The organism is Pseudoalteromonas sp. SG41-2, from assembly GCF_014164535.1.
Lineage (GTDB): Bacteria > Pseudomonadota > Gammaproteobacteria > Enterobacterales > Alteromonadaceae > Pseudoalteromonas > Pseudoalteromonas rhizosphaerae.
The window spans coordinates 164967-187536 of record NZ_JACJFK010000006.1 but is presented as its reverse complement, the minus strand read 5'-3'; the positions used below and the strand labels follow the sequence as shown (position 1 = coordinate 187536).

General features: G+C 40.4%; 18 protein-coding genes and 1 tRNA gene. 9 read left to right on the top strand and 10 right to left on the bottom strand.

The window, feature by feature from the left end:
• The first annotated feature begins 44 nt into the window (after positions 1-44).
• From H5186_RS07135 to H5186_RS07110, 5 genes are all read left to right on the top strand, one after another.
• Positions 45-119 (top strand) — tRNA-Arg (locus H5186_RS07135).
• A gap of 520 nt (positions 120-639) precedes the next feature.
• Positions 640-1203: a Crp/Fnr family transcriptional regulator gene (locus H5186_RS07130; protein WP_064626651.1), complete on the top strand. Its 564-nt coding sequence runs from the start codon at positions 640-642 to the stop codon at positions 1201-1203.
• Positions 1204-1273: 70 nt separating this feature from the next.
• Positions 1274-1726 carry a GNAT family N-acetyltransferase gene (locus H5186_RS07125; RefSeq protein WP_064626652.1) on the top strand — a complete coding sequence of 151 codons (453 nt, stop codon included), beginning with the start codon at positions 1274-1276 and terminating at the stop codon, positions 1724-1726.
• Positions 1727-1728: 2 nt separating this feature from the next.
• Positions 1729-2598 (top strand): DMT family transporter, encoded by an 870-nt coding sequence (locus H5186_RS23305; protein WP_064626653.1) that lies wholly within the window; start codon positions 1729-1731, stop codon positions 2596-2598.
• Positions 2599-3073: 475 nt separating this feature from the next.
• A protein-coding gene (locus H5186_RS07110) for an IS3 family transposase (RefSeq protein WP_095661212.1) occupies positions 3074-4224 on the top strand; the annotation gives its coding sequence in 2 pieces (ribosomal slippage) (positions 3074-3317 and positions 3317-4224; 1152 coding nt in all).
• A 100-nt stretch (positions 4225-4324) separates the two neighbouring features.
• On the opposite strand, the gene H5186_RS07105 is transcribed toward H5186_RS07110, so the two are convergent.
• From H5186_RS07105 to H5186_RS07085, 5 genes are all read right to left on the bottom strand, one after another.
• Entirely contained in the window at positions 4325-5653 is a 1329-nt protein-coding gene (locus H5186_RS07105; protein WP_182719458.1) for an ATP-binding protein, read from the bottom strand.
• A 664-nt stretch (positions 5654-6317) separates the two neighbouring features.
• Entirely contained in the window at positions 6318-7319 is a 1002-nt protein-coding gene (locus H5186_RS07100; RefSeq protein ID WP_182740698.1) for a hypothetical protein, read from the bottom strand.
• A 135-nt stretch (positions 7320-7454) separates the two neighbouring features.
• Positions 7455-8072 carry a DUF4303 domain-containing protein gene (locus H5186_RS07095; RefSeq protein ID WP_182794271.1) on the bottom strand — a complete coding sequence of 206 codons (618 nt, stop codon included), beginning with the start codon at positions 8070-8072 and terminating at the stop codon, positions 7455-7457.
• An 87-nt stretch (positions 8073-8159) separates the two neighbouring features.
• Positions 8160-9608 carry a dihydrolipoyl dehydrogenase gene (locus H5186_RS07090; protein ID WP_182794270.1) on the bottom strand — a complete coding sequence of 483 codons (1449 nt, stop codon included), beginning with the start codon at positions 9606-9608 and terminating at the stop codon, positions 8160-8162.
• A gap of 139 nt (positions 9609-9747) precedes the next feature.
• On the bottom strand, positions 9748-10476 hold the full coding sequence (locus H5186_RS07085; protein ID WP_145239576.1) for a glutathione peroxidase: 729 nt from the start codon (positions 10474-10476) through the stop codon (positions 9748-9750).
• A gap of 114 nt (positions 10477-10590) precedes the next feature.
• Between H5186_RS07085 and H5186_RS07080 the strand changes: the two genes are divergently transcribed.
• Complete coding sequence (locus tag H5186_RS07080; RefSeq protein WP_182794269.1) at positions 10591-11493, top strand: LysR substrate-binding domain-containing protein; 903 nt, start codon at positions 10591-10593, stop codon at positions 11491-11493.
• On the opposite strand, the gene H5186_RS07075 is transcribed toward H5186_RS07080, so the two are convergent.
• Positions 11477-12670, bottom strand: a complete 1194-nt coding sequence (locus H5186_RS07075; RefSeq protein WP_182740701.1) for a flagellar assembly protein FlgT — start codon at positions 12668-12670, stop codon at positions 11477-11479. The genes H5186_RS07080 and H5186_RS07075 overlap by 17 nt on opposite strands.
• Positions 12671-12832: 162 nt before the next feature.
• Between H5186_RS07075 and H5186_RS07070 the strand changes: the two genes are divergently transcribed.
• The 3 genes from H5186_RS07070 to H5186_RS07060 all read left to right on the top strand — a co-directional run bounded on the left by H5186_RS07070 (position 12833) and on the right by H5186_RS07060 (position 16166).
• Positions 12833-13291: an LPP20 family lipoprotein gene (locus H5186_RS07070; protein ID WP_145239567.1), complete on the top strand. Its 459-nt coding sequence runs from the start codon at positions 12833-12835 to the stop codon at positions 13289-13291.
• Positions 13292-13497: 206 nt separating this feature from the next.
• Positions 13498-14181, top strand: a complete 684-nt coding sequence (locus tag H5186_RS07065) for a transglutaminase-like cysteine peptidase (protein ID WP_246175533.1) — start codon at positions 13498-13500, stop codon at positions 14179-14181.
• Positions 14181-16166: a LapD/MoxY N-terminal periplasmic domain-containing protein gene (locus H5186_RS07060; protein WP_220491374.1), complete on the top strand. Its 1986-nt coding sequence runs from the start codon at positions 14181-14183 to the stop codon at positions 16164-16166. The genes H5186_RS07065 and H5186_RS07060 overlap by 1 nt, the downstream gene beginning before the upstream one ends.
• 148 nt (positions 16167-16314) lie before the next feature.
• On the opposite strand, the gene H5186_RS07055 is transcribed toward H5186_RS07060, so the two are convergent.
• The 4 genes from H5186_RS07055 to H5186_RS07040 are packed head-to-tail and all read right to left on the bottom strand — an operon-like array spanning position 16315 to position 22537.
• Positions 16315-16902 (bottom strand): response regulator transcription factor, encoded by a 588-nt coding sequence (locus H5186_RS07055; protein ID WP_182719450.1) that lies wholly within the window; start codon positions 16900-16902, stop codon positions 16315-16317.
• Positions 16903-16938: 36 nt separating this feature from the next.
• Complete coding sequence (locus H5186_RS07050) at positions 16939-18360, bottom strand: HlyD family type I secretion periplasmic adaptor subunit (protein ID WP_182762303.1); 1422 nt, start codon at positions 18358-18360, stop codon at positions 16939-16941.
• The gene (locus H5186_RS07045; protein WP_182762301.1) at positions 18357-20495 is read right to left on the bottom strand and encodes a type I secretion system permease/ATPase; all 2139 of its coding nucleotides are present in this window, start codon (positions 20493-20495) and stop codon (positions 18357-18359) included. Before H5186_RS07045 ends, H5186_RS07050 begins: the two co-directional genes overlap by 4 nt.
• A 41-nt stretch (positions 20496-20536) precedes the next feature.
• Positions 20537-22537 carry a TolC family outer membrane protein gene (locus H5186_RS07040; protein ID WP_182740705.1) on the bottom strand — a complete coding sequence of 667 codons (2001 nt, stop codon included), beginning with the start codon at positions 22535-22537 and terminating at the stop codon, positions 20537-20539.
• Positions 22538-22570 lie beyond the last annotated feature (33 nt).

Below are 22570 nucleotides of genomic sequence, written 5' to 3'. Positions count from 1 at the left end.
TATCAGCTATCAGCTATCAGCTATCAGCTATCAGCTATCAGAATGGCCTCTTAGTTAAATGGATATAACGGCCCCCTCCTAAGGGGCAGTTACAGGTTCGATTCCTGTAGGGGCTACCAATAAAATCAATGAGTTACATGGTTTTTTCTTCCACTTATTTTTTATAGCACATTTATAGCATCGTAAATTGAAATATAAAAAATTTAGCGCTGTCCTTTTATTAAAGTACCCAAATTACATCCAGTTTGCTTTCGCCATGAGCGGACCTTCAAGCGTAACTCGTTTCTGCCCCGAAACAAGCTAACGCAATTACTCTAAAGATCGGCTTTGAACGACAAGCAGACACTAGTAGATAGTAAACTCACAGGGTATGCTACCTTGCAAAGTCTTGCTGATAAATGATACCTACAGGTAAATATGCGAAATTTTCTTGTCTTATTAATTACGATTCTTGCTTGTAAGTCATTCACAGCTACAAATAAGGAACCTAGGGGTATAAAATGGCACGTAGAATGCTAATTTGATGTAGGTTATCATCACCTGAACACCTCCGCTTTAATTGTTTTTTGGCGAATTTATTGTGTGCTTAAATATTCAGTTAATGTTTGGTTATAGATAAATACTTAGGTACAACCAATTATGCTTGACGCTTTCCTAGAGCAGTTACAAAAAAATGACTTTACTCGACACGAAGTAGAACAGCTAAAGCAATCTGCAAAGCTTTGTTCTTTGCCTAGTCGGCATATTTTTTTCCATCAAGGGGAAGTTGCAAAAGAGATTTTCTTTCTATTAGAAGGAATATGTCACGCTGTTTATTTTACTGACAAGGGCAAAGAGTTTAGCAAACAGTTTTATTGGGAAAATGACTGGATCATTGGTTTTGAAAGCCTAGTTAACCAAACGCCATCACCATACCAACTTGAATCACTTACCTCTTGCTCGATTATGTCTCTCCCTATCGAAACATTAAGAACATGGCGTAAGAATAAATATAGTATTTATCTCAAGCTATTGGAAATACAACTGATGTATAAAGAAAACAAAGAACGTTTTATGTTGCTTTATACTCCAGAAGAACGCTATCAACAGTTCTGTAACAGTTATCCTAACTTGTTAGAGCGCCTCACCGATTATCAAATTGCAGCTTATCTTGGCATTACACCGATCAGCCTGAGTCGTATCAAAAAACGCAATCCAACTTAACAATTGTTAATGTCTAGACTTATTCACCTTGCTACATTTCGGATATCAATATGTGTAAGGCTGAATTAAAATGATTACTTGGCAACTCCATCCGTTTCCCCAATTAACAACAATGCAACTATATCAACTGCTAAAACTCAGAGTTGACGTGTTTGTTGTCGAGCAAGAATGTCCCTATCCTGAGTTGGATGGTAAAGATCACCAAGAAGGTGTTTACCACTTACTGGGTTATCAAGGTGGCAAGTTAATGGCCTGCGCACGCTTAATGTCAAAGGGGGTTAGTTATCCATCCGTCAGTATTGGTCGTGTTGCTATTTCAAAAAATTCTCGTGGAGGGGGCATAGGGCATCAACTGGTACAAGAGGCTCTATGTGCATGTGACAAGTTGTGGCCCAGAGAGTCAATCGAAATTGGCGCTCAAGAACACCTATCAGAATTCTACCAAAACCATGGATTTATGCCGACTTCTGTAATGTATTTGGAGGATGACATCCCACATATCGATATGAAGTTGGAAAAATAACAGTGTCTTTTCCTGTGGTAAACCTCGCGATTATCTTTCTCATATTAGGTAATCTTGCTGCTTCACTATCTGATGTCGCAGTTAAGTTACTTAATGGGGAGGTATCAGCCTTTCAATACATTTTTATACGGCAATTATTTTCTACTTTAGTTATTTATCCTTTATGGTTAAAGCAGTCCAAGCAAAAGCGAAAACTGTATAGCGCTAAACTCAATCTATTTAGGGCACATCTAATTATAATAGGCAGTGGTTGCATGGTAATTGCAATCACTCACTTAACTTTAGCTACGGCTAATGCGATTTTTCATGCTGCGCCACTAATGATGCTTCCATTATCGATTTTACTTCTCCAAGAGAAACTAACGATTAAGAGCAGTGTATTATCTCTTATAGGGTTTTCAGGAGTGATTGTGGTTTTAAGACCATCAGAATTTGAATTGGCGGTAGTCTTCGCCCTTGTTACTACATTTACAATTGCCTTGTTCAACCTTACCGCGAAAAAATTACCAACGGAGCAAACTGTTGTCAGCACGCTTTTTTGGACATCATTACTTTCACTACCGATCTCTGGCTGCCTAGCTATATTCCATTGGGTGCCTCTTTCGACCACGAATCTGCTGTTCATTTTGGCAAGTGCAACTTTGGTTCTTACTTACAACGGATTAGCTGTTGCTTCGTATCAACGAGCACCTGCTAATTCTATTGCCCTAGCAGAGAACTCAGGACTGGTATTTGTCACCTTATTTGGTGTTACTTTATTCAATGAAGTGCCAGACTTTTTTACCATATTAGGGATATTGATGATCATACTACCTTTATTACCTTGGAAAATGTTGTTACAAGTAAATCGGTTGAATCAACCGTCCGAATAAACCCAAAAGGCATAGGCGAAAGTGAATTAGAAAATATATTGATGACATCTACCATGAATATAAACCCAACCAATGAAGAGCTGGTAATTGCTCGTGAATGTGTAGAGCGTATTTGACCGTAAGCCTTGCAGCCAATAAAAAGCCCGAGCGTTTAAACTCGGGCTTTTTATTGGCTGCGGTTTATTGAATTTGAAGTTATCGACTAAGCATGCTCAAACATCAGGAAAAGATAAACCACAAACAGAACCAAATGCGTTGCGCCATGCAATACATTGGTTCGGCCACTACTGAATGTTACCTTGCACACCATTAAAGTGGTGACAAGTAATACCAAATCAGAAGAGGATAGACCAAGACGAACCTCTTGATCCATCATCGCGCCGATGAATAGAACGGCTGGCACAGTAAGCGCGTGATCCGCACCACCAGTTTTGGACACCTAATTAAGTGAGTACAATCACTAATGAGGTGAACCATGACAAACAAGAAAAAACGTATTCTCCATTCTGCTGAATTTAAAGCAGAAGCACTGAAACTAGCAGAAAAGCTGGGAGTAGCTACGGCAGCGCAGCATCTCTCGTTACACGAATCCCAGATCTACGGTTGGCGTAAAGCAGCCAAGAAAGATACTAGCACCAGTCAGCGGGAAAAAGATCTAGCCGCTGAAGTCGCAAAGCTCAAAAGGCAATTGGCTGAGCAAGCTGAAGAGCTAGATATCGTAAAAAAGGCCGCCACCTACTTCGCGAAAAATCTAAAGTAGATAGCTACGAATTTATGCTCGAACACCTGCTGTGCTTCAGTGCTGTCCGCATGGCTAAGGTGTTCGGGGTTTCACGAAGTGGGTTTTATTACTGGATTAAGCATCGCCACAAGGCCACTCAGCGCGAGGTAACTCGCCAAGAGCTTGATACGAAGGTCAAAAAGGCTTTTGACAACAGCAAAGGCCGTGATGGTTCAAGGCGCATCCAGAAAGAGCTGGCAGAGAACGGTGATAGCCGTAATGTTAAAACCATTGCCGCTAGTATGAAGCGTCAGGATTTAACGCCGAAAGCGGCACGTAAGTTTAGGTGCACTACGGATAGCAAACATAAAATGCCAGTTGCTCCGAACCTGCTGGCTCAGGATTTTAACGCGGAGGCTCCGAATCAAAAGTGGGCGGGAGACATCACCTATGTTGCGACAAGTGAAGGCTGGCTGTATTTGGCGGTAATTATTGACCTTTATTCAAGGCAAGTAGTCGGCTGGTCTATGGATACCAGAATGACCGCAACACTGGTCTGCGATGCATTATCAATGGCCTTGTTCCGTCGTGGGTTCCCTGAGCAGGTGATCGTTCATAGTGACCGAGGTAGTCAGTACTGCTCAAAAGATTATCGAGACATCATAACCGCTTATAATCTAAAGCAAAGTATGAGTAGGAAAGGAAACTGCTGGGATAATGCTTGTGTTGAGAGCTTCTTCCATTCAATGAAGGTTGAAGCGATCCAATATGAGCCGATCATGACGCGAGACGAGATGCGTCAAACGCTCTTTGAATACATCGAGGTTGATTATAATCGGACAAGAAGGCACAGTGCTCTCGGGTATCTAAGTCCAGTTAACTTTGAAAATAAAAATGTCGCTTAATGAAGTGTCCAGTCTGGCTGGAGCAGATCACTTTGTAAGCACCCGCCAGTTTTCTCAACGATGTTTAAATTGGTGTGCAATCTGATAGGTCTATCTTTTATCAATTCATCAGCCTCAGGTGTTTGCTTACTGCATATTCACTGTAGTAGAGCGGGAGGACAATATACTCCTTTTCCAGTGGTGATGAGCCTTGCGTGCCTGTGAGTTTAATTGTTTTGATGGGCTGGCATTTATTTATGTACGATTGTAGTGATTTTGCTTTGGTGCGTTTACCACTTTTTACTTCGATAGGCAGTATGTTGCCTTCGTCATCAGAGACCACAAATTCGATCTCCGCTCTTGCATCTCCCCATGAATATGTTGGGTCAATACCTTGCGCAGCGAGCTCTTGTTGTACAAAGTTTTCGGCCACAAAGCCTTTGTATTCATAGCCTTGTTGTTTTATTTCTTTATACCCAATGTTTAGCATATGATTTAATAAGCCCACATCAAAAAGAAATAATTTAACTATATTATCTTTTTTATATGCTGCTAGTGGGCTTTTAGGTGTGCCATCAATAGGGTGGTTTTTGAGTATCAAGCGGCACTTATTTAACCAAGAAATAGCGCTTTCAAAATCACTATAGCGAGATTTTTTATCGTGCATCCCTTTAAATTTAAAGCGATTAACCGATTCATCCATCACTGATGATAGCTGTGCTGGAACATTATTAAATACAGCCTCGATTAAACCTGCATCTACTTTTCCTGAGTATTTGCCGAAGTCTCGTTGATAGCCCAGTACTAAATTTTTATGAATGTCTGTTACAGCTTGAACGCGGTCAATGATACTGTGATCAGATAAATCGAACCATGTACTTACAGCCTCTGGCATACCACCCGTAAAGTAATAATCAGTGAGTTTTGAGAATAATTTACTATGTGCTGCACTTGAGTTTGTTTGTGCTGCAAATGCCTTAATTAGAGCGGTTTCTTTCGAGGCGATCAGAAACTCACGAAATGTGAGAGGGCGCAGATTATGTTGCTCCACTTTACCTACAGGAAAGGAGTTTAATAAACCGATATTAGAACCACTGGCGGCAATATGCATGTGCGGCGCTTGTTCAGCAAAGTATTTGAGGGACGTGACTGCTTTAGGGCATTCGCCTATTTCATCAAGGATCAGTAGATCTGTATTAGGGTCAAACGTTTTTCCTGTAAGTAGCTCTATATTAGATAGTACGTTTTCGGGGGATAACGAATCTGCGAATGCTTCACTCATTTGCGGGGACTCTAAAAAATCGATTCGAATCACGTTTGCAAAGGTACTGCCTAATAGAGTTTGTAATAAATAAGTTTTACCTGTTTGGCGAGCGCCATCAATTAATAAGGGTTTTCGTGCTGGCTTAGATTTCCAATCTAATAACTTTTCTAAAATTAATCGTTGCATGGCAGGTCTCGTATTACTCACTAGATGATTAATTACACTTTATTGCGCGAATAAATGCAAGTTTTTACACTTTTATGCGCTAATAAGTGTGTTTTTTTCACACTTTTATGCGCGAATAAGTGTGGTTTCCTTGTATAAATTAAATTGACTACTATTTTAAACGGTGATGTTTTACTTTGTTGTGCAGTAGCTTTTAAGGGATAGCGAAGATATGGCAATGCCTATTTCAGTCGATAACGCTGAACATTATAACTGGGGGCATAAGGGTGATAATTGTGATGGTTGGCATTTGGTGAAGAGTACTGCATTGAATGTGATCCAAGAGCGAGTGCCGACGGGGAGCAGTCGCATAAGCATGAGTTTGCAGAGCCGTTCTTTTTTGTACTTAATGGGCAGGCGACTTTGTTAGCGATATAAAACCCGCAACAAGGCCTACAGTGCCAGCGGGGTTAGTGCATCAGTTATGCAACTACGCTGCGGACGAGCTGGTTTTATTGTTACCTCAACGCCGCCAAGTCATGGTGATAAAGTTGTTACTAAGCAAGCCTTAATGAAATAAAAAGCCATTGGATTAACAATTAAAAGGCTAGCGCCTTACCAACGCTCTTAAAGCTTATGTTGGTAAGGTTTCGTTATTAATGACGCTAGCTTTTTATTGTAGTTATCATTTATTTTTTGAAAAATTATCTATGAATTTTTGAACATAAGGATCACAAGAGCCGTAACTTACAATAAATATATCAAGGTCTGCGTACTCGTATAGTTTCAAGGCGCGCTCAATGGCTTGTAAAATCCATTGTCTATCATTACCAAATACGCCACCACCAATAAGTGTTAGGTATACTTTATTGTTTCCAGTTTTTTGATAGTTCAAAATAGCAGAGCATATTGTTGCTTCGTAACAAGCCTCTAATATCAGTTTGGCAAAATTAGCCCATAACGTTGGAGGTATTTGTGAATATGCGACAGGAAGCGCTGAACAATAAACTTGGCTGACTGTTTGCTTTAGATCATTTAGTGTCACCTCTGTATCCCATTGGATGCCAATGCGTAACAAAGCTTTTAATTTGTCGAGTTCAGATTTAGTCGCAGAGTTAATTTTTTCATTTATTTCTATTAAACCTTCTTCAGATGCCAAAGCATAACCATTTTTCATTTGCCAAAGACGGTTATTTTTATTTCCTAATGCGGCACCAATGTCACTCAGGCAATCGATCTGATTATTAGCCGTTTGACCAATTTCACCATTTACGTTTGCAAAATAGTTTCGATAAATAGTTCCGGCACCTGCAGCTATAGCGCAAGCAGGTCCTTGAGTACGATCATACTCATAGCCATCGACACCGTGCTCAGGTGTAACATCAGGAGAAACCATTTCTAAGAGGTTGAATTGGGAGGCAACCTGGAATAATGCGCCGACATTGTTCTTATCAGTATGAAGGTCTTGAACATTCGCAACGATTTCACGAATAGAGTTTTTTGTATCTAGCGCTTTATTATAATTAACGCGATTTCTTAATTCGGCTAATGATGGTGTTTCTAATAAGCCGCAATGATATTCCTTTGCATTAATATGAGATTTTAAAATATTACCGTTAACTGATAAATTTTTATGCACTTGTAACGGGGATTCTTCACTAAAGCCTGTCAGTTTTTCAAACCACATATAAAATTCCTTTTAGCTACTTGGCGAGCCTATAAAAAGGCTCGCTTTAATGTATTTTATTGAAATGCAGCCATAGCTGAATTCGTCTTTACTCAATTACTTACTATGCGCCAATATAGAGCTATTTATTAAAAACTAACGCTCTTGTAACATACGCTCAAATTCTGCCATCGCTAATTGCTCTGCTTCGTTACGGCTGGCAATCATTGTTTCAAAATCGGTTTCAATAGTTGCTAAAACAGCGGGCGGATTCATGCGTTTAATGCGTGAAAATTGCTCATCTTCAGTTTCATCGTAAGCGAGTATGGCAAGCGTGATTGAGTTTCGCTCTACACCTTCTGAAAATATACCTTCGTTATCTAAGCGAGTTAACACGCGCTCTAAGGTTGATAACCATGCTTGCCAATATTTTTGGATTTCTTCATCACTGACTATTTCATAGCTATCGTCATTGTCGAGTGTTTGTAGAATTTCACTACTGTGTTCAAAATATTCTGAGTAATCTTCTAATGATGGAAAGTCACTGACGTTCCATTTAGCGAGTAAACGGTCATCTTCTTCGCAGTCATATTCGTCTTCAAATGTGCTTTGAAAATCAGTATGAGTATTGAACATAGGTAAAAATGAACAGCTACCAGAGTGATAAAAACCGATTACATAAATATCATCACCCAAGTCAGCTAAAATTTGCTTGAATGCTTTTTTACTATCTAAATATAACGCTTCTTCAAAAGTAGAAAAGTCAGTTTCCATGTAATCATTCCTTGTAAAAAATTAATAATTTGGCAGTTTATCATATGTAATAAAGCCAATTAATTAAATTAACTGGCTTTTTATTATTTATGCTCCAGGGCCACATTCCATACATTGGTTAATGATATCTGGGCCAAATTTCAGCTTAGCGTTTAAATCACGCAGTGCGGTACGTAGGCCTTCTTCTATCACTGGGTGATAAAATGGCATGTCGAGCATTTGTGGTACAGTCATTTTGTTTTGTACAGCCCATGCCAGTAGGTGGGCGATATGCTCAGCTTGTGGGCCAATAAACTCAGCACCTAAAAATAAGCCTGTGCCTTGCTCTGCGTATAAACGCATATGACCTTTGTTTTTCAACATTACGCGGCTGCGGCCTTGGTTTTCAAAGCTGACCTCGCCAATTTCAAAACAACCACACTCACCATAACGAGCCGTTATTTGCTTGTACGTTTCACCGACCATAGCAATTTGTGGGTCGCTGAAAACGGCTGCAATTGGCGCTCGGCGCAGGCCAATACGTACATCAGGGAAACGCCCCGCGTTTTGCCCTGCGATGGAGCCTTGGTCGCTCGCTTCATGCAGTAGTGGGATCATGTTACTGGCATCTCCGGCGATAAATATATTGGAGTCGCCACATTGCATTGTGTGTTTATCAGCGATTGGTACGCCACGTTCATCAAGCTCAATGCCAGTGTTTTCAAGACCGAGTTTGTCGGTGTTTGGTACGCGGCCCGTCGCGGCAAGTACGTAATCAAATTGCTCGGTTTGTTTGTTGCCGTTTTTGTCTACATAGGTAAGCTGCGCTTTATCGCCTATTTGTTTCATATCGGATACGTTTGAATCGGTATCGACAAAAAATTCTTCAGCAAATACAGTATTTGCGTAGTCTTTTATAACTGGGTCGGTAATTGGGCCAATCGCGCCACCCACACCAAATAGTTTTACCTTAACACCTAAGCGGTGTAGCGCTTGGCCAATTTCGAGGCCAATAACACCAGGGCCAAATACAGCAACTGACTCTGGCAAGTCTTGCCAATCGAAAACGTCATCGTTAATGATCAGTCTGTCGCCAAAGTTATTAAATACCCCAGGGTATGAAGGGCGAGAGCCGGTAGCAATTACAAAGCGCTTAGCGGTAATAATTGTATGGTCGTCAATCTGTACGCGATTGGCATCTAAAAATTTTGCGTAGCCTACTATTTTATCATCGCTTGGAATGTCATCGACGGCTTCTACTACAAAACCTACGAAGCGGTCACGCTCATTGCGCACGCGTGCCATTACTTCAACACCGTTTATGCTTGGTTTTGAGCTGTGCACACCAAAGGCTGGCGCGGCTTCAATTGCATGGGCGGCTTCTGCGGCGGCAATAAGTAATTTACTTGGCATACAGCCAACACGCGCACAGGTTGTACCGTATGGGCCTGCTTCAATCATTAATACGTTAGACGTGTGTTGTTTTGCATTGCGGTAAGCGCTTAAACCTGCGGTGCCAGCACCTATTACAACAACGTCTGTGTTTAGTTCTTTCATGGTGATGTCCTCAATACCAATTTTATTAAAAAACTGGTTTTTAAATTAGTTAATAAAATAGGTATTTAAAATGGGTATTTAAAAAGGGTATGGATAGGGGCATTGCTGCCCCTTATTATTTGCTTAAGGTATTACTTAATTAAGCAAAGTATTTTTCTAAATCGTCAGAGCCACCAATGTGCTTACCGCCGATAAATACTTGTGGTACGGTCTCACGGCCTGAAATAGCTTTTAGGCTAGTCAGTGATGCGCCGGCACCCATAGTGATCTCTTCGTATACTAGGCCTTTCTCTGTTAATAATGCTTTCGCTTTTTTACAGAAAGGGCAGCCAGGTTTAGTGAAAATGCTCACCGGCTCTGGTTTAACTTGTTTAGGGTTGATGTAATCAAGCATAGTGTCTGCATCTGATACTTCAAACGGGTCGCCAGGTAAATCTGGTTCGATGAACATTTTTTCAATTACGCCATCTTTAACCAGCATAGAGTATCTCCAGCTGCGTTTGCCAAAACCTAAATCGTTTTTATCAACTAACATGCCCATGCCGTCAGTGAATTCGCCGTTACCGTCTGGTAATAAGGTAATGTTTTGTGCTTCTTGATGCTCAGCCCATGCATTCATTACAAAGGTATCGTTTACTGATAAACACACAATGTCGTCAACGCCGTTTTGTTTAAGTACACCAGCTAATTCGTTGTAGCGTGGTAAGTGAGTTGATGAACAGGTTGGTGTAAATGCACCGGGTAGTGAAAACACAACCACTGTTTTACCTTTAAAAATGTCATCGGTAGTTACTGATTTCCATTCGTCATTTTGACGTGTTGCAAATGTAACCTGTGGAATTGTTTGACCTTCAATATTCTTTAACATGTTTTTTAGTTCCTCTTGATTTGTTGATAGCCATTATGTCGTGAAAGTTATAATAGCTCCAATCGTTTGTTTATATTAGTATGATAGGTATTACCGATTAATTGTGAGTTTGCAGTGAATTTAAAAGATCTTGAATACGTAAAAGCGATTGCGCACTTTAAGCATTTTCGTAAAGCCGCCGATGCATGTTTTGTCAGTCAACCCACTCTCAGTGGACAGGTTAAAAAACTTGAACAAGAGCTGGGTGTTACTTTATTTGACCGCTCTACTAAGCAGGTTACTTTAACGGCTCAAGGTGAACGTTTGTTGACACAGATCAAAGTGATCTTAGAGCAAACCCAAATATTAAAAGAGCTAGCAGCAACGTCATCGTCGCCACTACAAGGTAAAGTAAGAATAGGCATTATTCCAACGATTGCACCGTATTTATTACCCACCTTACTCACCTCGATGAAAGAAGCGTTTGCTGATAGCCAATTTGCTTTTGTTGAGATGCAAACCGCGACTATATTAAGCGCACTGGATAACGGTGAGTTAGATATTGCTATATTAGCAGATGTGCCTGAACTTAAACTTTATCATACAGTTAAATTGTATAAAGAAGACTTTTTGGTTGCTATGTCAGCGCAAAATAGTTTATCAAAACGCAGTAAAATAGCGTTAGATGAGCTACAAGAGTGCAGTTTATTGATGCTCAGCGATGGTCATTGTTTTAAAGATCAAGCCCAGCAATTTTGTTTTGCCGCTGGGGTTGATGTGTCCAATGAGTACCGAGGTAATAGCTTAGAAACCTTATTAGCATTGGTGGCTATGGATGATGGGGTAACCTTTGTGCCTAAGCTTGCGTGCAAAGAGCGTGCAGGTATTAGCTACTTGCCAATCTTCCCAACTCAACAGCGAAGTGTGGTTTTGGCCTGTCGTAAACATTACCCGCATTTAGCGGGCATTGAATTACTTGCTAATTGGCTTATTGAGCACCCAAGCTTACACCAACAATTAACTAAGGCTCTAAATTAGTCAGTTCTACTACATCATTTATTTGAATATTAGGCAGTGGTTGTTGGTCAATACTGACGGCAACCGCACTTTGTTGATATACCTGCTCAACTTGTATTTGATTGAGCGTGGTGATCAGGTGTGGCATTTTATTTCCCGCTGCATCCGTTAAATAGTTATGATGTGCAATATTTAAGCGTTGGCCTTTTTCAATACCATGAGCTTTGCCTAAATTAATAATTAGCTTATTGTTTTCTATATGTAATATTTTACCTTGGGTTTCAAGGCAAGCCATTGCGGCTTGTAAGTCGTAACTAACGGTTTGGTTTATGTCGGCTATATTTTGGCCGTAATCTGAACTCCAAAATTTATCACTAAACACGTCAATAATTGCAGTTTTTTCAAATGGCCAGATAGCTTGACTGCGATAACTTTTTTGCCACATTCGCTCGTAAGTGGTGCCATCAAACAAGGCAAAATCTATTTTATATGAACGTTGGTAGGTTTCGTCCTGCCAAAAAGCATAACTGTTATTGAGTTTATCGCCATTTGAGATATCAACAATTTGACTTAACAATACATACTGAGAATTACTGCGGCTCGATATTTCTTCTAATAGGGCATTACTGTAATCGTATTGTTGATTAAAAAATTCGCCAACGCGGATCGGAAAATTAAAATAAGCCGTTGGTTTAGCATTCATAGCCGATTGATTTAACGTTTTGTAGAGTGCTTCGCTGGTGGCTTTATTAATGTCAAATATTTGACCCATCTTCGCTTGTTCGCGATTATTTAATTGTGTTTGGGTGATCGCAACAAATTTAGTAAATTGGTTCGCAGGGCAGTGTTCTTGTTGAGGGAAGATATCCAAGCGCAAAGTAATTGCAAATTGATCGGCTTTACGATCTTCGCTGATCATCTCTATCTTTTGAATTTCGCCATGGCTGTTTATTTTTAGTTGATCTTGGGTTAACACCCCATCTACTAAGGTTTGCATTGAGCTGACGCGTGCCCCTGAGAACACTAAAGCTTGGGTGATAGCATCTTTTATTGCCGCCGATTTTGCCGCACTTATATCATCATTTTTAATGCTTGCATGGCCGGTTGATTCATACCATTGGGCAACTGTATGGGAGGAAAATAGACTAATACTTAGCCAACTGCTGGCGATTACTACCATTGATAAAATTCGCTTCATTACCCTAACCCCATGAATATACATTTGCTATTAACAGTGACAGAGCAAGGACTGTACCAATTGTTTTGCAAGGTTGCTTTAAAACCGTCATAGCAGTTAATTATGGCATTGATCGTGCATTGATTTAGTTATTAATGATTCTTTTAAAGCGTGAGAGAAGCCATGCGTATTGTGATTTCAATTTGTATATTAGCAAGCTTAGGTCTAGCTGGCTGTAGCAGTATTTTTGATAAACATGTGGAATATAAGTATATTGAGCCAGATAACTACCCAATTCTAAAAGCCGTGGGTTATGCGCCGATCAGTGCGCAACCGGGTGATAACCAATCACAACGCTCATTAATGGCGATTAAAGCATCAAAACTAGAAGCGTATCGTGAGCTGGCAGAGCAAGTATATGGGCAAAAAATTACCGCAGGCACCACAGTGCAAGGCAGTATTGCACAAAACGATCACTTGCAAGGGCAAGTACAAGGGATTATTAAAGGCGCACAAGTAATTAAAACCTATGCCGTAGGTGATACCTATGCCACAGAGTTACAACTTGATATGAAGCGGGTGCATGACTTATACATAGGTGAAATTAAACCACGCGAAGTTAAAAAAGTAACTTATTACTAAAACGCTTGATCTAATAAATTAGTTGTTAGTTATGTTAGTAACTAACAAAAGACACGCTAAAATATCTCACAGTGAATACTTCAGTGCTATGCTTTATTTAATGTTTTTTATTGAATAAAGCTTGTGGCACGTAAAAAAATAACTCGGTTTTTATTAATATACTTATGGTCGCGTCAGTGAGAGTTTTACACTTTTGCTGCATGCTTTTGCGAAAGTTTAGTAACTGCCCGTTACTGCATTTTGCGCTATTGTTTATATTAGTTACCAGTGTGGTTTTTGCCGATCGTCTCCCCATCCAGTTTAATGTCTTTTTAGAAAAAATGAACCTGCAATTTGGACCAACGCGCGTAGCGGTAGCACGTAATTGGCAAACGATGTTGGTTCAGTCACAGAATCAAACTGAGCAACAAAAAATCTTAATCGTAAATGATTTTTTTGCTCGCAACTTACGCTATCGTACTGATATTGAGCTATGGCAGCAAAATGATTACTGGGCAACGCCACTTGAAACATTAGGCAAAGGCCTTGGTGACTGCGAAGATTATGCGATTGCTAAATATATTAGTCTGCGAGTACTAGGCATTGAAGATGATAAGTTACGTTTGATCTACGTTAAAGCACAGATCGGCGGTCCTAACTCAAAACAAACTCAGGCGCATATGGTGTTGGGGTATTTTGTTACTCCTAATGCACAACCGCTGATATTAGATAGTTTAATAACAAAAGTACTGCCTGCCGCTAAACGCACCGATCTAAGCCCCGTTTTTAGTTTTAACAGCCAAGGCTTGTGGGCGAACAACTCAACCCAAAGTGTTGCCAATCCAACTGCTAGGTTATCTCGCTGGCGACGAATTATTGAACAAACACAACAAGAAGGAATTATCTGGTGATGTCATTTATGTCCTTATTTAAACGTGAAAGTAAGATCACTTTACGCCAAGAACTGTGGTTGGCTATTTTAGTGGTCATAATTATTGGTTTCGTCAGTAGTGTGCTCATTAGTACGTATTCGGCTAAACAGTATTTTTCTTCTCAGTTGTATTTAAAAAATATTGATAATGCTAATGGCTTGGCTTTAATGCTCAGTCAGCTGCATAAAGATCATGTTGAATTAGAGCTACTTATTTCTGCTACTTTTGATACAGGGCACTACCAACGTATTGAATTGCAGGACCCGCAAGGTGAACCGATCGTAAAACGAGTATTTAGTGGTGAATTTGATACATCGGCGCCACTTTGGTTTCATCATCTTTATCAATTACATGTGATGCCAGGCGTTGCGCAAGTGAGCGATGGCTGGCAGCAGTTTGGTACTTTATATGTAGAGAGTCATAGTCAATACACAGAGCAAGCGCTATGGGAGAGCGCGATTCGATTATTCTGGAGTTTTTTTATGGTGGCGATTACCGCATGTATAGCGAGTGCTCATTTTTTAAGTCGAATTTTACGCCCGTTAGATGATGTTGTGCAGCAAGCAAATGCGCTAGGTGATAAACGTTTTATTAAATCTAAAGTACCAAAAACGTATGAATTTGCTCGGTTAGTTAGTTCGATGAATCTTCTGTCAACGCGCTTTAGTCGTATTATTAAAGAAGATAATAAACGCTTAGAGGAGTTTCGTTTTAAAAGCCAGCACGATGAATTAACTGGCTTGGCGAATCGAGAGTATTTTTGTGCCACTTTAGAAGCACAATTGGAGCAATCAAAAGAACATGCTCATGGCGCGTTATTTTTATTTCGTATTGTCAATCTTGACCTGATCAGTGAGCAAATCAATCGTGTTGAGATGGTGGCTTTTTTACGCCGCTTTACACAAACATTGGTCGCTTTTTTAGAAGCCAATGAAGATCGTTTTTCAGCAAGTCATATTGCCCGTATGTCTCATAGCGATTTTGCGGTATTGGTAAATGACACTGATGATATCGAAAGTCTGAGTTCGAAGGTACTTAAACAACATGCAGTATTACTGGCAGAATACAGTCATATTGGTTTAACTATCCCACACAGTTGTAGTTATATAGAGCGTGAAGATAGTCGTTTTACATTGTTAAAACGGGTCGATAATTTATTAAAAGCCGCCGTGGCAGAGCCGACAATACAGGTTCAAATTAATAATAATAAGCAGCGCAATGAATTATTTTCTGACGCTGCTAGTTGGCGTGAGGCGATTGAGCGCGCGTTAGATAATAATGACTTAGATGTGTTGCTTTATCCGGTTAAATCTTTTTCGGGTAAGTTATTACAAAACCAAGTGAGCTTAAGTTTATTACTCAATGGTGAGCTCTATCGTAGTGGCTATTACTTACAATGGGCAAAGCGATTGAAGTTACTTGCTCGATTAGACTGGGGCTTGATCAAATATCTGGTACAAACATTTGAAGCGCGAGAGGATTTAAAACTTATATCGGTGGAATTATCACAAGAAACATTATTAGATGATGCCGCGCTTGCTGCGATATTGACTTATTTATTGGCGTTTCCAAAATTAGCAGCGCATATTTGTTTTGATATACGTGAAAGTTTAGCTGTTGCTGAATTGACTATTTTTAAAGATTTTTGTATGCAAGTGAAAAGTATGGGAGCAAAAGTGGCACTGAAACGGGTCGGGCCAGCTTTCACTAAAATAGATAAAATTCATGAGTTAGGTCTTGAAATGATTAAAATTGATAGTATTTACGGACACAATATTAGTTACAGCCAAGATAATCAGACTTTTTTAAGAGGAGTGTGCGCACTAGCTCATTCAATTGGTATAAAAGTCATTGCTGAGGGCGTTAATAACCCCGAAGATCAGGTGACATTACAAGGGCTAGGATTCGATGGCATAGTATCGCAACCAGTTGATGATGAAGTAAAAGCAAGCGCGGAAGAATAAAATATAGGGTTGTGTATTCTGCCCAAGGTAGACTCTAATCTACGGACATAGTATTGCGTTTGTACTCTGGTTCTTAATGTAGAAAAATGCGGTTGATTTATAACATTACGGAAGATGCACAAGTATTAGAAATTGAATTCTCAATTTTTTAACTTCCTTTTACTGCGAGCATCAATTGCATACGGTCACGAACTTTGAGCTTGTTAAAAATCGAGCTCATATGTTCTTTAACGGTACGTTCGGTAATGTTTAATTGCTTTGCAACCATTTTATTACTGGCACCTGTGACAACAATATCGACCACTTGGTGTTCGCGTTTGGTTAATAGTGTTAGATCACAAGCATGCTGATAACTGATTGACTGCTTTGAGAGCACGCCGACTAAATTTGATAGCAACTGACCCGGTAACCAGATGCCGCCACTGATAACGGTTTCTGCCACTTGCTCTATAATTACCTTACTGGCAAATGCTTCAACATAACCGCGAGCTCCCACTTGCAGCGCAGCGCAGAGTTCTGCCATGTTTAACTCTTTGCTCATCACAATCACTGGAATGCGATTTTTACTGTACCTTTGTACTACGCTAAGCCAATCAGGACTGCCAGCTAAGATCCATAAAATAGTATCTGCTGTAATATTGTGTGGTTGTTGCTGTCGTATTTCACATTCAGGGTAGGCTGCTTGCCAGTGAGGTGAAATAAACTTAGCTTCGGTGATAAAGACACTTTGGCGCATTATAGTTCCATATTAAAAATGTAAGAATAATATTAATTAACGCTCAGTCATTGCTAATGAGGTTGCTCGTAATACCGGTTTAAGCAAGTACTCCAACACGGTTTTTTTACCAGTAATAATATCTACCTGAGTTGTCATTCCTGGAATAATTGTTAGGTTTTCGGCAAAGTGGCTTTTGTCCGTTTTCAGCTGTACTAAATAAAACGTGTTGTCTCGCTCATCAGTAATCGTGTCGGCACTAATTTGTATAACTTCGGCGCTTAGTCCGCCGTATATCGCAAAATCGTAAGCACTAAATTTGATCATTGCAGCTTGTCCCGGACGTAAAAAAGCAATGTCTTTCGGAGGGATTTTGGCCTCTACAATCAGTTGGTCATCCAGCGGTATTATTTCAAGTACATCACTACCAGGTTGTAAAATGCCACCGACGGTATTGACCATCAGGCGTTGCACAGTGCCATTAACCGGAGAGCGAATTTCAGTTTGGGTGACTTTATCTGCTAAACCAGATTCGGTTTCTTTAATTGCATCTAGGCGCAGCCGTGCTTCAGAAAGCTCATTATTCCAACGGTTTATCATAGATAATTCGACTTCGTTTACTTTATTCTTCGCTTCATTAATAGCAGAAAGGCTACGATTAATAACAGCCTTAGTGCGGTTTATCTCACCATTTAAATCAACAGCTTGGCGTTCTAAACGAATAATATCGATATCAGATACTGCGCCTGAGCGTAGTAATGGGCGGGTTACTTGTAGTTCGCGGTTTATTAATCGTAAGGCATTGCTATGCTGTTGCAGGGCTGCTTGTGCTTCGATATGATCTTGACGGCGTTGTTCTAATTGGCGTTTATGAATTGCGACTTGTTGTTCAAGCTCTTGGTTATTACTGGTGTAAAGTGCTTGTTCGTGCATCACGACTCCCGGCGCATCAGCAGTGAGTTTAGTCTCAAAAATTAACGGTTGTTTTTTAGTCTGAGCTTCAAGACGCGCTACTTTGGCACTGAGTGACAACACTTTTGACTGGTTTTCTCTAAAGTTCGAAATATATCTGGTAGGGTCTATTTTTATTAATACATCGCCAGCATTGACGATTTGCCCTTCGCGGACATTAATTTGCTCTACCATGCCGCCATCGTAGGATTGGATCAGTTGCAATTTATTTGATGGGATCACTCGGCCTTCACCACGAGCAACTTCATCTAGGTTTGCAAATGCAGACCAAACAACCAGCAACACCATACTTAAACAAATTAAATATAGCAGTAACTTGGCACTGGCTGGTTGCTGTTGCATTTTTTCCCATTGTGCATCGACCACCCAATCTTGGCTATTAGGTGGGGATAACCAGCCTTTAAATAAGTTATTAAATATTGATGGCTTTTGTCCTTTACTAGTCTCAATGGCACGACCGACAGATTCAAAAGAGCGTTGCTCTATAGTGATTTTATTTTTACTCATGAGGCACGCTCTACGGCTTGATTATTGAGAGACGCGATAACGTTGGCTTTTGCACCGTCGGCGATAATTTTGCCATTATCAATTACGATAATACGATCGACTAACTCAAGTAATGAGGTTCTGTGAGTAACAACAAGTAAGGTTTTATCTTGGCTGTGTTGTTTTAAATTGGCGATGATTTTGGCTTCGCTATTATGATCCAGTGCTGAGGTTGGTTCATCGAGAATGAGTATGGGTGGATCATTGATCAATGCTCGAGCCATTCCCACAGCTTGGCGTTGTCCACCAGAAAGTAAGCGACCTTGTTCGCCAACTTGTAGGTCAAAGCCATCAGGATGAGAGTTTATAAGATCGAATAATTGGCTACGCTCGCAAGCACTAATAATTTGTTCATCTTTGGCGTGCCATGCACTTAAGGTGATGTTGTCTTTGAGGGTGCCAAAAAATAGTGAGATAGTTTGTGGAACATAACCAATGTTATGGCGTAATTCTGCGGGATCTATTTGGTGAATATCGGTGTTATCAATTAAAATTGATCCTGAATTTGGCTCATGCAGCCCTAGGATTAACTTCTCTAGGGTGCTTTTTCCTGAGCCATTACGTCCTAGGATAGCCACTTTTTCACCGGCTTTGATTTTAAATGATACACCTGATAATGCTTCGTTACTGTCATCAGCATATTTAAAGTGCACATCATGAAACTCTATATCACCACGTAAAACGGGGTGACTTAACCAATGCTTTCCTGCAGGACGCTCAATTTCTTTTTCCATTATTTCATTGAGTGAATGCATGGCAATAGCGGCATGGTGAAATTGTGCTAACACAGCGGCAGATTGACCGATTGGCCCCATAGTGCGTGAAGATAATAAATAGGCGGCGATCAAGCCTCCTTGGGTTAAATCACCAGCAATAACTAAGTGCACCCCAATAATCATAATTATCACGCCAACACATTGTTGTAGCCAAGTGGCTGAGTTAGCAATTGAACCGGAGATCAGCCGGCTCTGTGCATTAACCCGAGCAATATAAATGGTTGATTTTTCCCATGCAGCCTGGGTTTTACATTCACTATGAAAGCTTTTAACGTCCTCGATATTGGTGAGACTCTCTACTAAAATAGCATTACGCATTGAACTGGCTTTCATTGTTTGCTCTGATAGCGCTTCTAATTTACGGTGGGCGGCTAAGGCATAGCATAGTAGCAACAGTGCTCCGACAATGATCGGGATACTAAGCTGTACGCCAATGATAGCAATCACGGTGAGGTATAAAAGTACAAAGGGTAAATCAACCAAAGCGATAAGCGTGATTGAGCTGAAAAATCCTCGCACAGCTTCAAATGACTGGATATTGCTGGCAAATGAGCCCGCCGATGTAGGGCGGTTTTTTAACTGCATACCCAGTACTCGCTCCATAATAACTGCGGAGACTTTTACGTCGATACGACTTGCTGCGAGTTCGACAAAATAGCTGCGTACTAACCTTAAAATGAAGTCGGCGGTCAGCGCGATTAATACGCCAATGGCTAATACCCATAGTGTTTCAACAGCTTGATTTGGTACCACTCGATCATACACGTTCATAACAAATAATGGCATCGCAATTGAAAGTACGCCTAGTGCAATGGCTGAAATAATCACGTCTTTATACAAGGATCGACATTCTTTTATCACGCCCCAAAACCAGCCGTCTTTAGATAGTTTTTGCAGCACTGGCGAGCGGGCATCAAAGGTGAATTCAGGACGTGTATAAATAACAATATCAGTGGCATTTTTGCTCAGATCTGTAATTTGTAAGGTTACTGCCGAATCGCTGAGTTCAGGGTAAATAACTTCTACGGTGTGTAATTGCAGATCCAGTGCAGTGATCACACAGGCTTGATTATTTTCTAGTAGTAAAATAGCGGGTAATAATGCCGTATTGATTTTAATAAGTTGTTTATTTACAACTTTAGTTTTAAAACCAATGCGTTTTGCAGCCCTTGAAAAACCAGAAGGAGTAAGATTACCTTGCTCAAGAGGAAGTCCATTTAGCAAGGTTTCGCGGGAAAATTCACGATCATGGTAGTGGCATAAAATTGCTAAGCAGTCGACTAAAATACCACCATGACCGATTTCATCATCTATTTCCATATAGCTTCCAATATCACTTTATATTGTTTAACTAGTTCAGATTAATAACTTGCCGCAACAAAGCTATTGCCAGTTTCTGTGTCTGTGATCACAGCTTCAATACGGCGGTTAGCGGCGTTAGCTCGAACAGAGATCTCATTAATTCTTGGTTTATCTACTCCATAACCGAGTGACTTAACCCGTTTAGGGGCAACACCGTATTGCTGAATTAAAATTTCAGCCACGGAGAATGCTCGTTTTTCTGATAGTTTTTTATTGTAAAGAGCAGGCCCTTCGAGTGAAGCATGCCCTTGTATTTCAACATTTTTAGATGGGTGTGATTTTAAAAAATCAGCGAGGCGTGCGATTTCTTGCAAATACTCAGGGCGCACAACACTTGAATCAGCCACGAACGGAATACCGATCTCGACGTTACTAGTATTACTGTTGTATTTAGTGCAGCCTTTTTCATCTACCTCAGTCAAGGTTGGGGTCGAAGGGCAATCATCTTGTTCGTTGGCAACACCGTCATTATCATCATCACTAAATGTACTGCTATTTAAGGTCGGTGCATTGAGATAACTGGGCATCGCAGTCATGCTCATATAGGCGTTATCTTGTTGGGCTTTTTTTTGCAAAAATGCTTGCCGATTGATTGTTGCTGCAACATCGTATTTAGGGCAGATAAACTCGGCATTATGGGCAATAGTATCATCTGTTAATTCAGTGATTTTCGGGAATTTGTCTGAGCTTACATTAAGTGTCGGAAGTAGTTTTCCCATTTCTGCTAGCATCGCTAATATGGCACTTTGGCGTTCATAAAGTGCTGCTGTATAGGAACGGTTTGACTGGAATGACTCGTTTTCTGCATCCAACACATCTAATAACGTGCGTTGACCAATATCAAATTGATCTTTATAGGCAACTTTTACTTTGTCTGATGAGCGGCGATGCTGGTCAAGGGCTGGTAATTTACTTTCAAGTACTTTGACATTGTTATAAGCAACTTGCAGATTTTGACGAATTTCGATACAGGATTGATCTCGCTGGTATTTTGCAATATTAACTTCTTGATAAGCTTGTTCTAAATTAGCGCTATCGAGGCCCCCGTTATAGAGATTGTAACGTACATCAATCCCAACCCGGGCTTCGGTACGGGTTTGATTAAAACCAAGTTCATCGCGATCTTGGGAGCCATATCGGGCGGATAAATCAACCTTTGGATGAAAGGCGGATTTCTGCGATTGGGCATTTGCTTGCTGCGCTTCAATATTGTAGAGCGATGCATAAAAATTTGGGCTGTTTTTATAGGCAATATCAAGAGCTTGATTAATCGAAATGGGGATGCTGTCTTCATTTAATTTTGCAGCCACGGTGCCTTGCTGAGGAAGTTCGCCGACTATGCGTAAGTAGCGTGCGCTAACATCATGGAGATTTGCGTATTCAGTCATTACATTTGATTGTGCAAGTGATAGGCGGCCGCTGATCTGTTCAAGATCGGCAGCTCTTGCAACTCCAGCACCAACACTTTGCTCAATTTGCTGATAAACCGATTCATGCTCTTGAAGATTTTTTTGTGCCAGCTCAACTAACGTGGTGAACTTCTGTACATCAAGGTAGGCAACGCTTGCTTGCAGGGCGGTTTGCTCTGCTTGGGAGAGCATTTCAAAATAGCGAATGAGCTGAATTCGCTCAAAGCGTTTAACTGTATTAGATGTTTGGAAACCATCATAGAGCATTTGTCGTAATGTTAACTCTGCCGTATTTCGATTGTATTCATCTTCTACGCCGTAGTTGCGCTTTTCATAGCCGGCACTGATTGATGCGTCTAGGGTCGGTAAATACCCAGATTGTGCTGCGTCAATGCCATAAACAGATGCTTTAAAAGCATGCCAAGCTTGCTGAACTTCTGGGTTGCTCGCAATCGCTTTGTCGGCTACATAAGTTAAAGGCATGATCGAAGTTTGTTCTGCATAAAGATTGGGGGTAAATCCATTTGCAGCTAAAACCAAACCAATTAGAGTTGTAAATCTAGTACCGGTAAAGTTAGTTTTCTTAGCCATTTCGTCCTCTTAGATCCAAATTTATGGGCAATT

What these genes read in the sequence shown, in the direction of transcription:
- H5186_RS07130 (WP_064626651.1), top strand. Translation starts at nt 640, where the DNA reads ATGCTTGACGCTTTCCTAGAGCAGTTACAAAAAAATGACTTTACTCGA.
- H5186_RS07125 (WP_064626652.1), top strand. Translation starts at nt 1,274, where the DNA reads ATGATTACTTGGCAACTCCATCCGTTTCCCCAATTAACAACAATGCAA.
- H5186_RS07105 (WP_182719458.1), bottom strand. Translation starts at nt 5,653, where the DNA reads ATGCAACGATTAATTTTAGAAAAGTTATTAGATTGGAAATCTAAGCCA.
- H5186_RS07100 (WP_182740698.1), bottom strand. Translation starts at nt 7,319, where the DNA reads ATGTGGTTTGAAAAACTGACAGGCTTTAGTGAAGAATCCCCGTTACAA.
- H5186_RS07095 (WP_182794271.1), bottom strand. Translation starts at nt 8,072, where the DNA reads ATGGAAACTGACTTTTCTACTTTTGAAGAAGCGTTATATTTAGATAGT.
- H5186_RS07090 (WP_182794270.1), bottom strand. Translation starts at nt 9,608, where the DNA reads ATGAAAGAACTAAACACAGACGTTGTTGTAATAGGTGCTGGCACCGCA.
- H5186_RS07085 (WP_145239576.1), bottom strand. Translation starts at nt 10,476, where the DNA reads ATGTTAAAGAATATTGAAGGTCAAACAATTCCACAGGTTACATTTGCA.
- H5186_RS07075 (WP_182740701.1), bottom strand. Translation starts at nt 12,670, where the DNA reads ATGAAGCGAATTTTATCAATGGTAGTAATCGCCAGCAGTTGGCTAAGT.
- H5186_RS07070 (WP_145239567.1), top strand. Translation starts at nt 12,833, where the DNA reads ATGCGTATTGTGATTTCAATTTGTATATTAGCAAGCTTAGGTCTAGCT.
- H5186_RS07060 (WP_220491374.1), top strand. Translation starts at nt 14,181, where the DNA reads ATGTCATTTATGTCCTTATTTAAACGTGAAAGTAAGATCACTTTACGC.
- H5186_RS07055 (WP_182719450.1), bottom strand. Translation starts at nt 16,902, where the DNA reads ATGCGCCAAAGTGTCTTTATCACCGAAGCTAAGTTTATTTCACCTCAC.
- H5186_RS07050 (WP_182762303.1), bottom strand. Translation starts at nt 18,360, where the DNA reads ATGAGTAAAAATAAAATCACTATAGAGCAACGCTCTTTTGAATCTGTC.
- H5186_RS07045 (WP_182762301.1), bottom strand. Translation starts at nt 20,495, where the DNA reads ATGGAAATAGATGATGAAATCGGTCATGGTGGTATTTTAGTCGACTGC.
- H5186_RS07040 (WP_182740705.1), bottom strand. Translation starts at nt 22,537, where the DNA reads ATGGCTAAGAAAACTAACTTTACCGGTACTAGATTTACAACTCTAATT.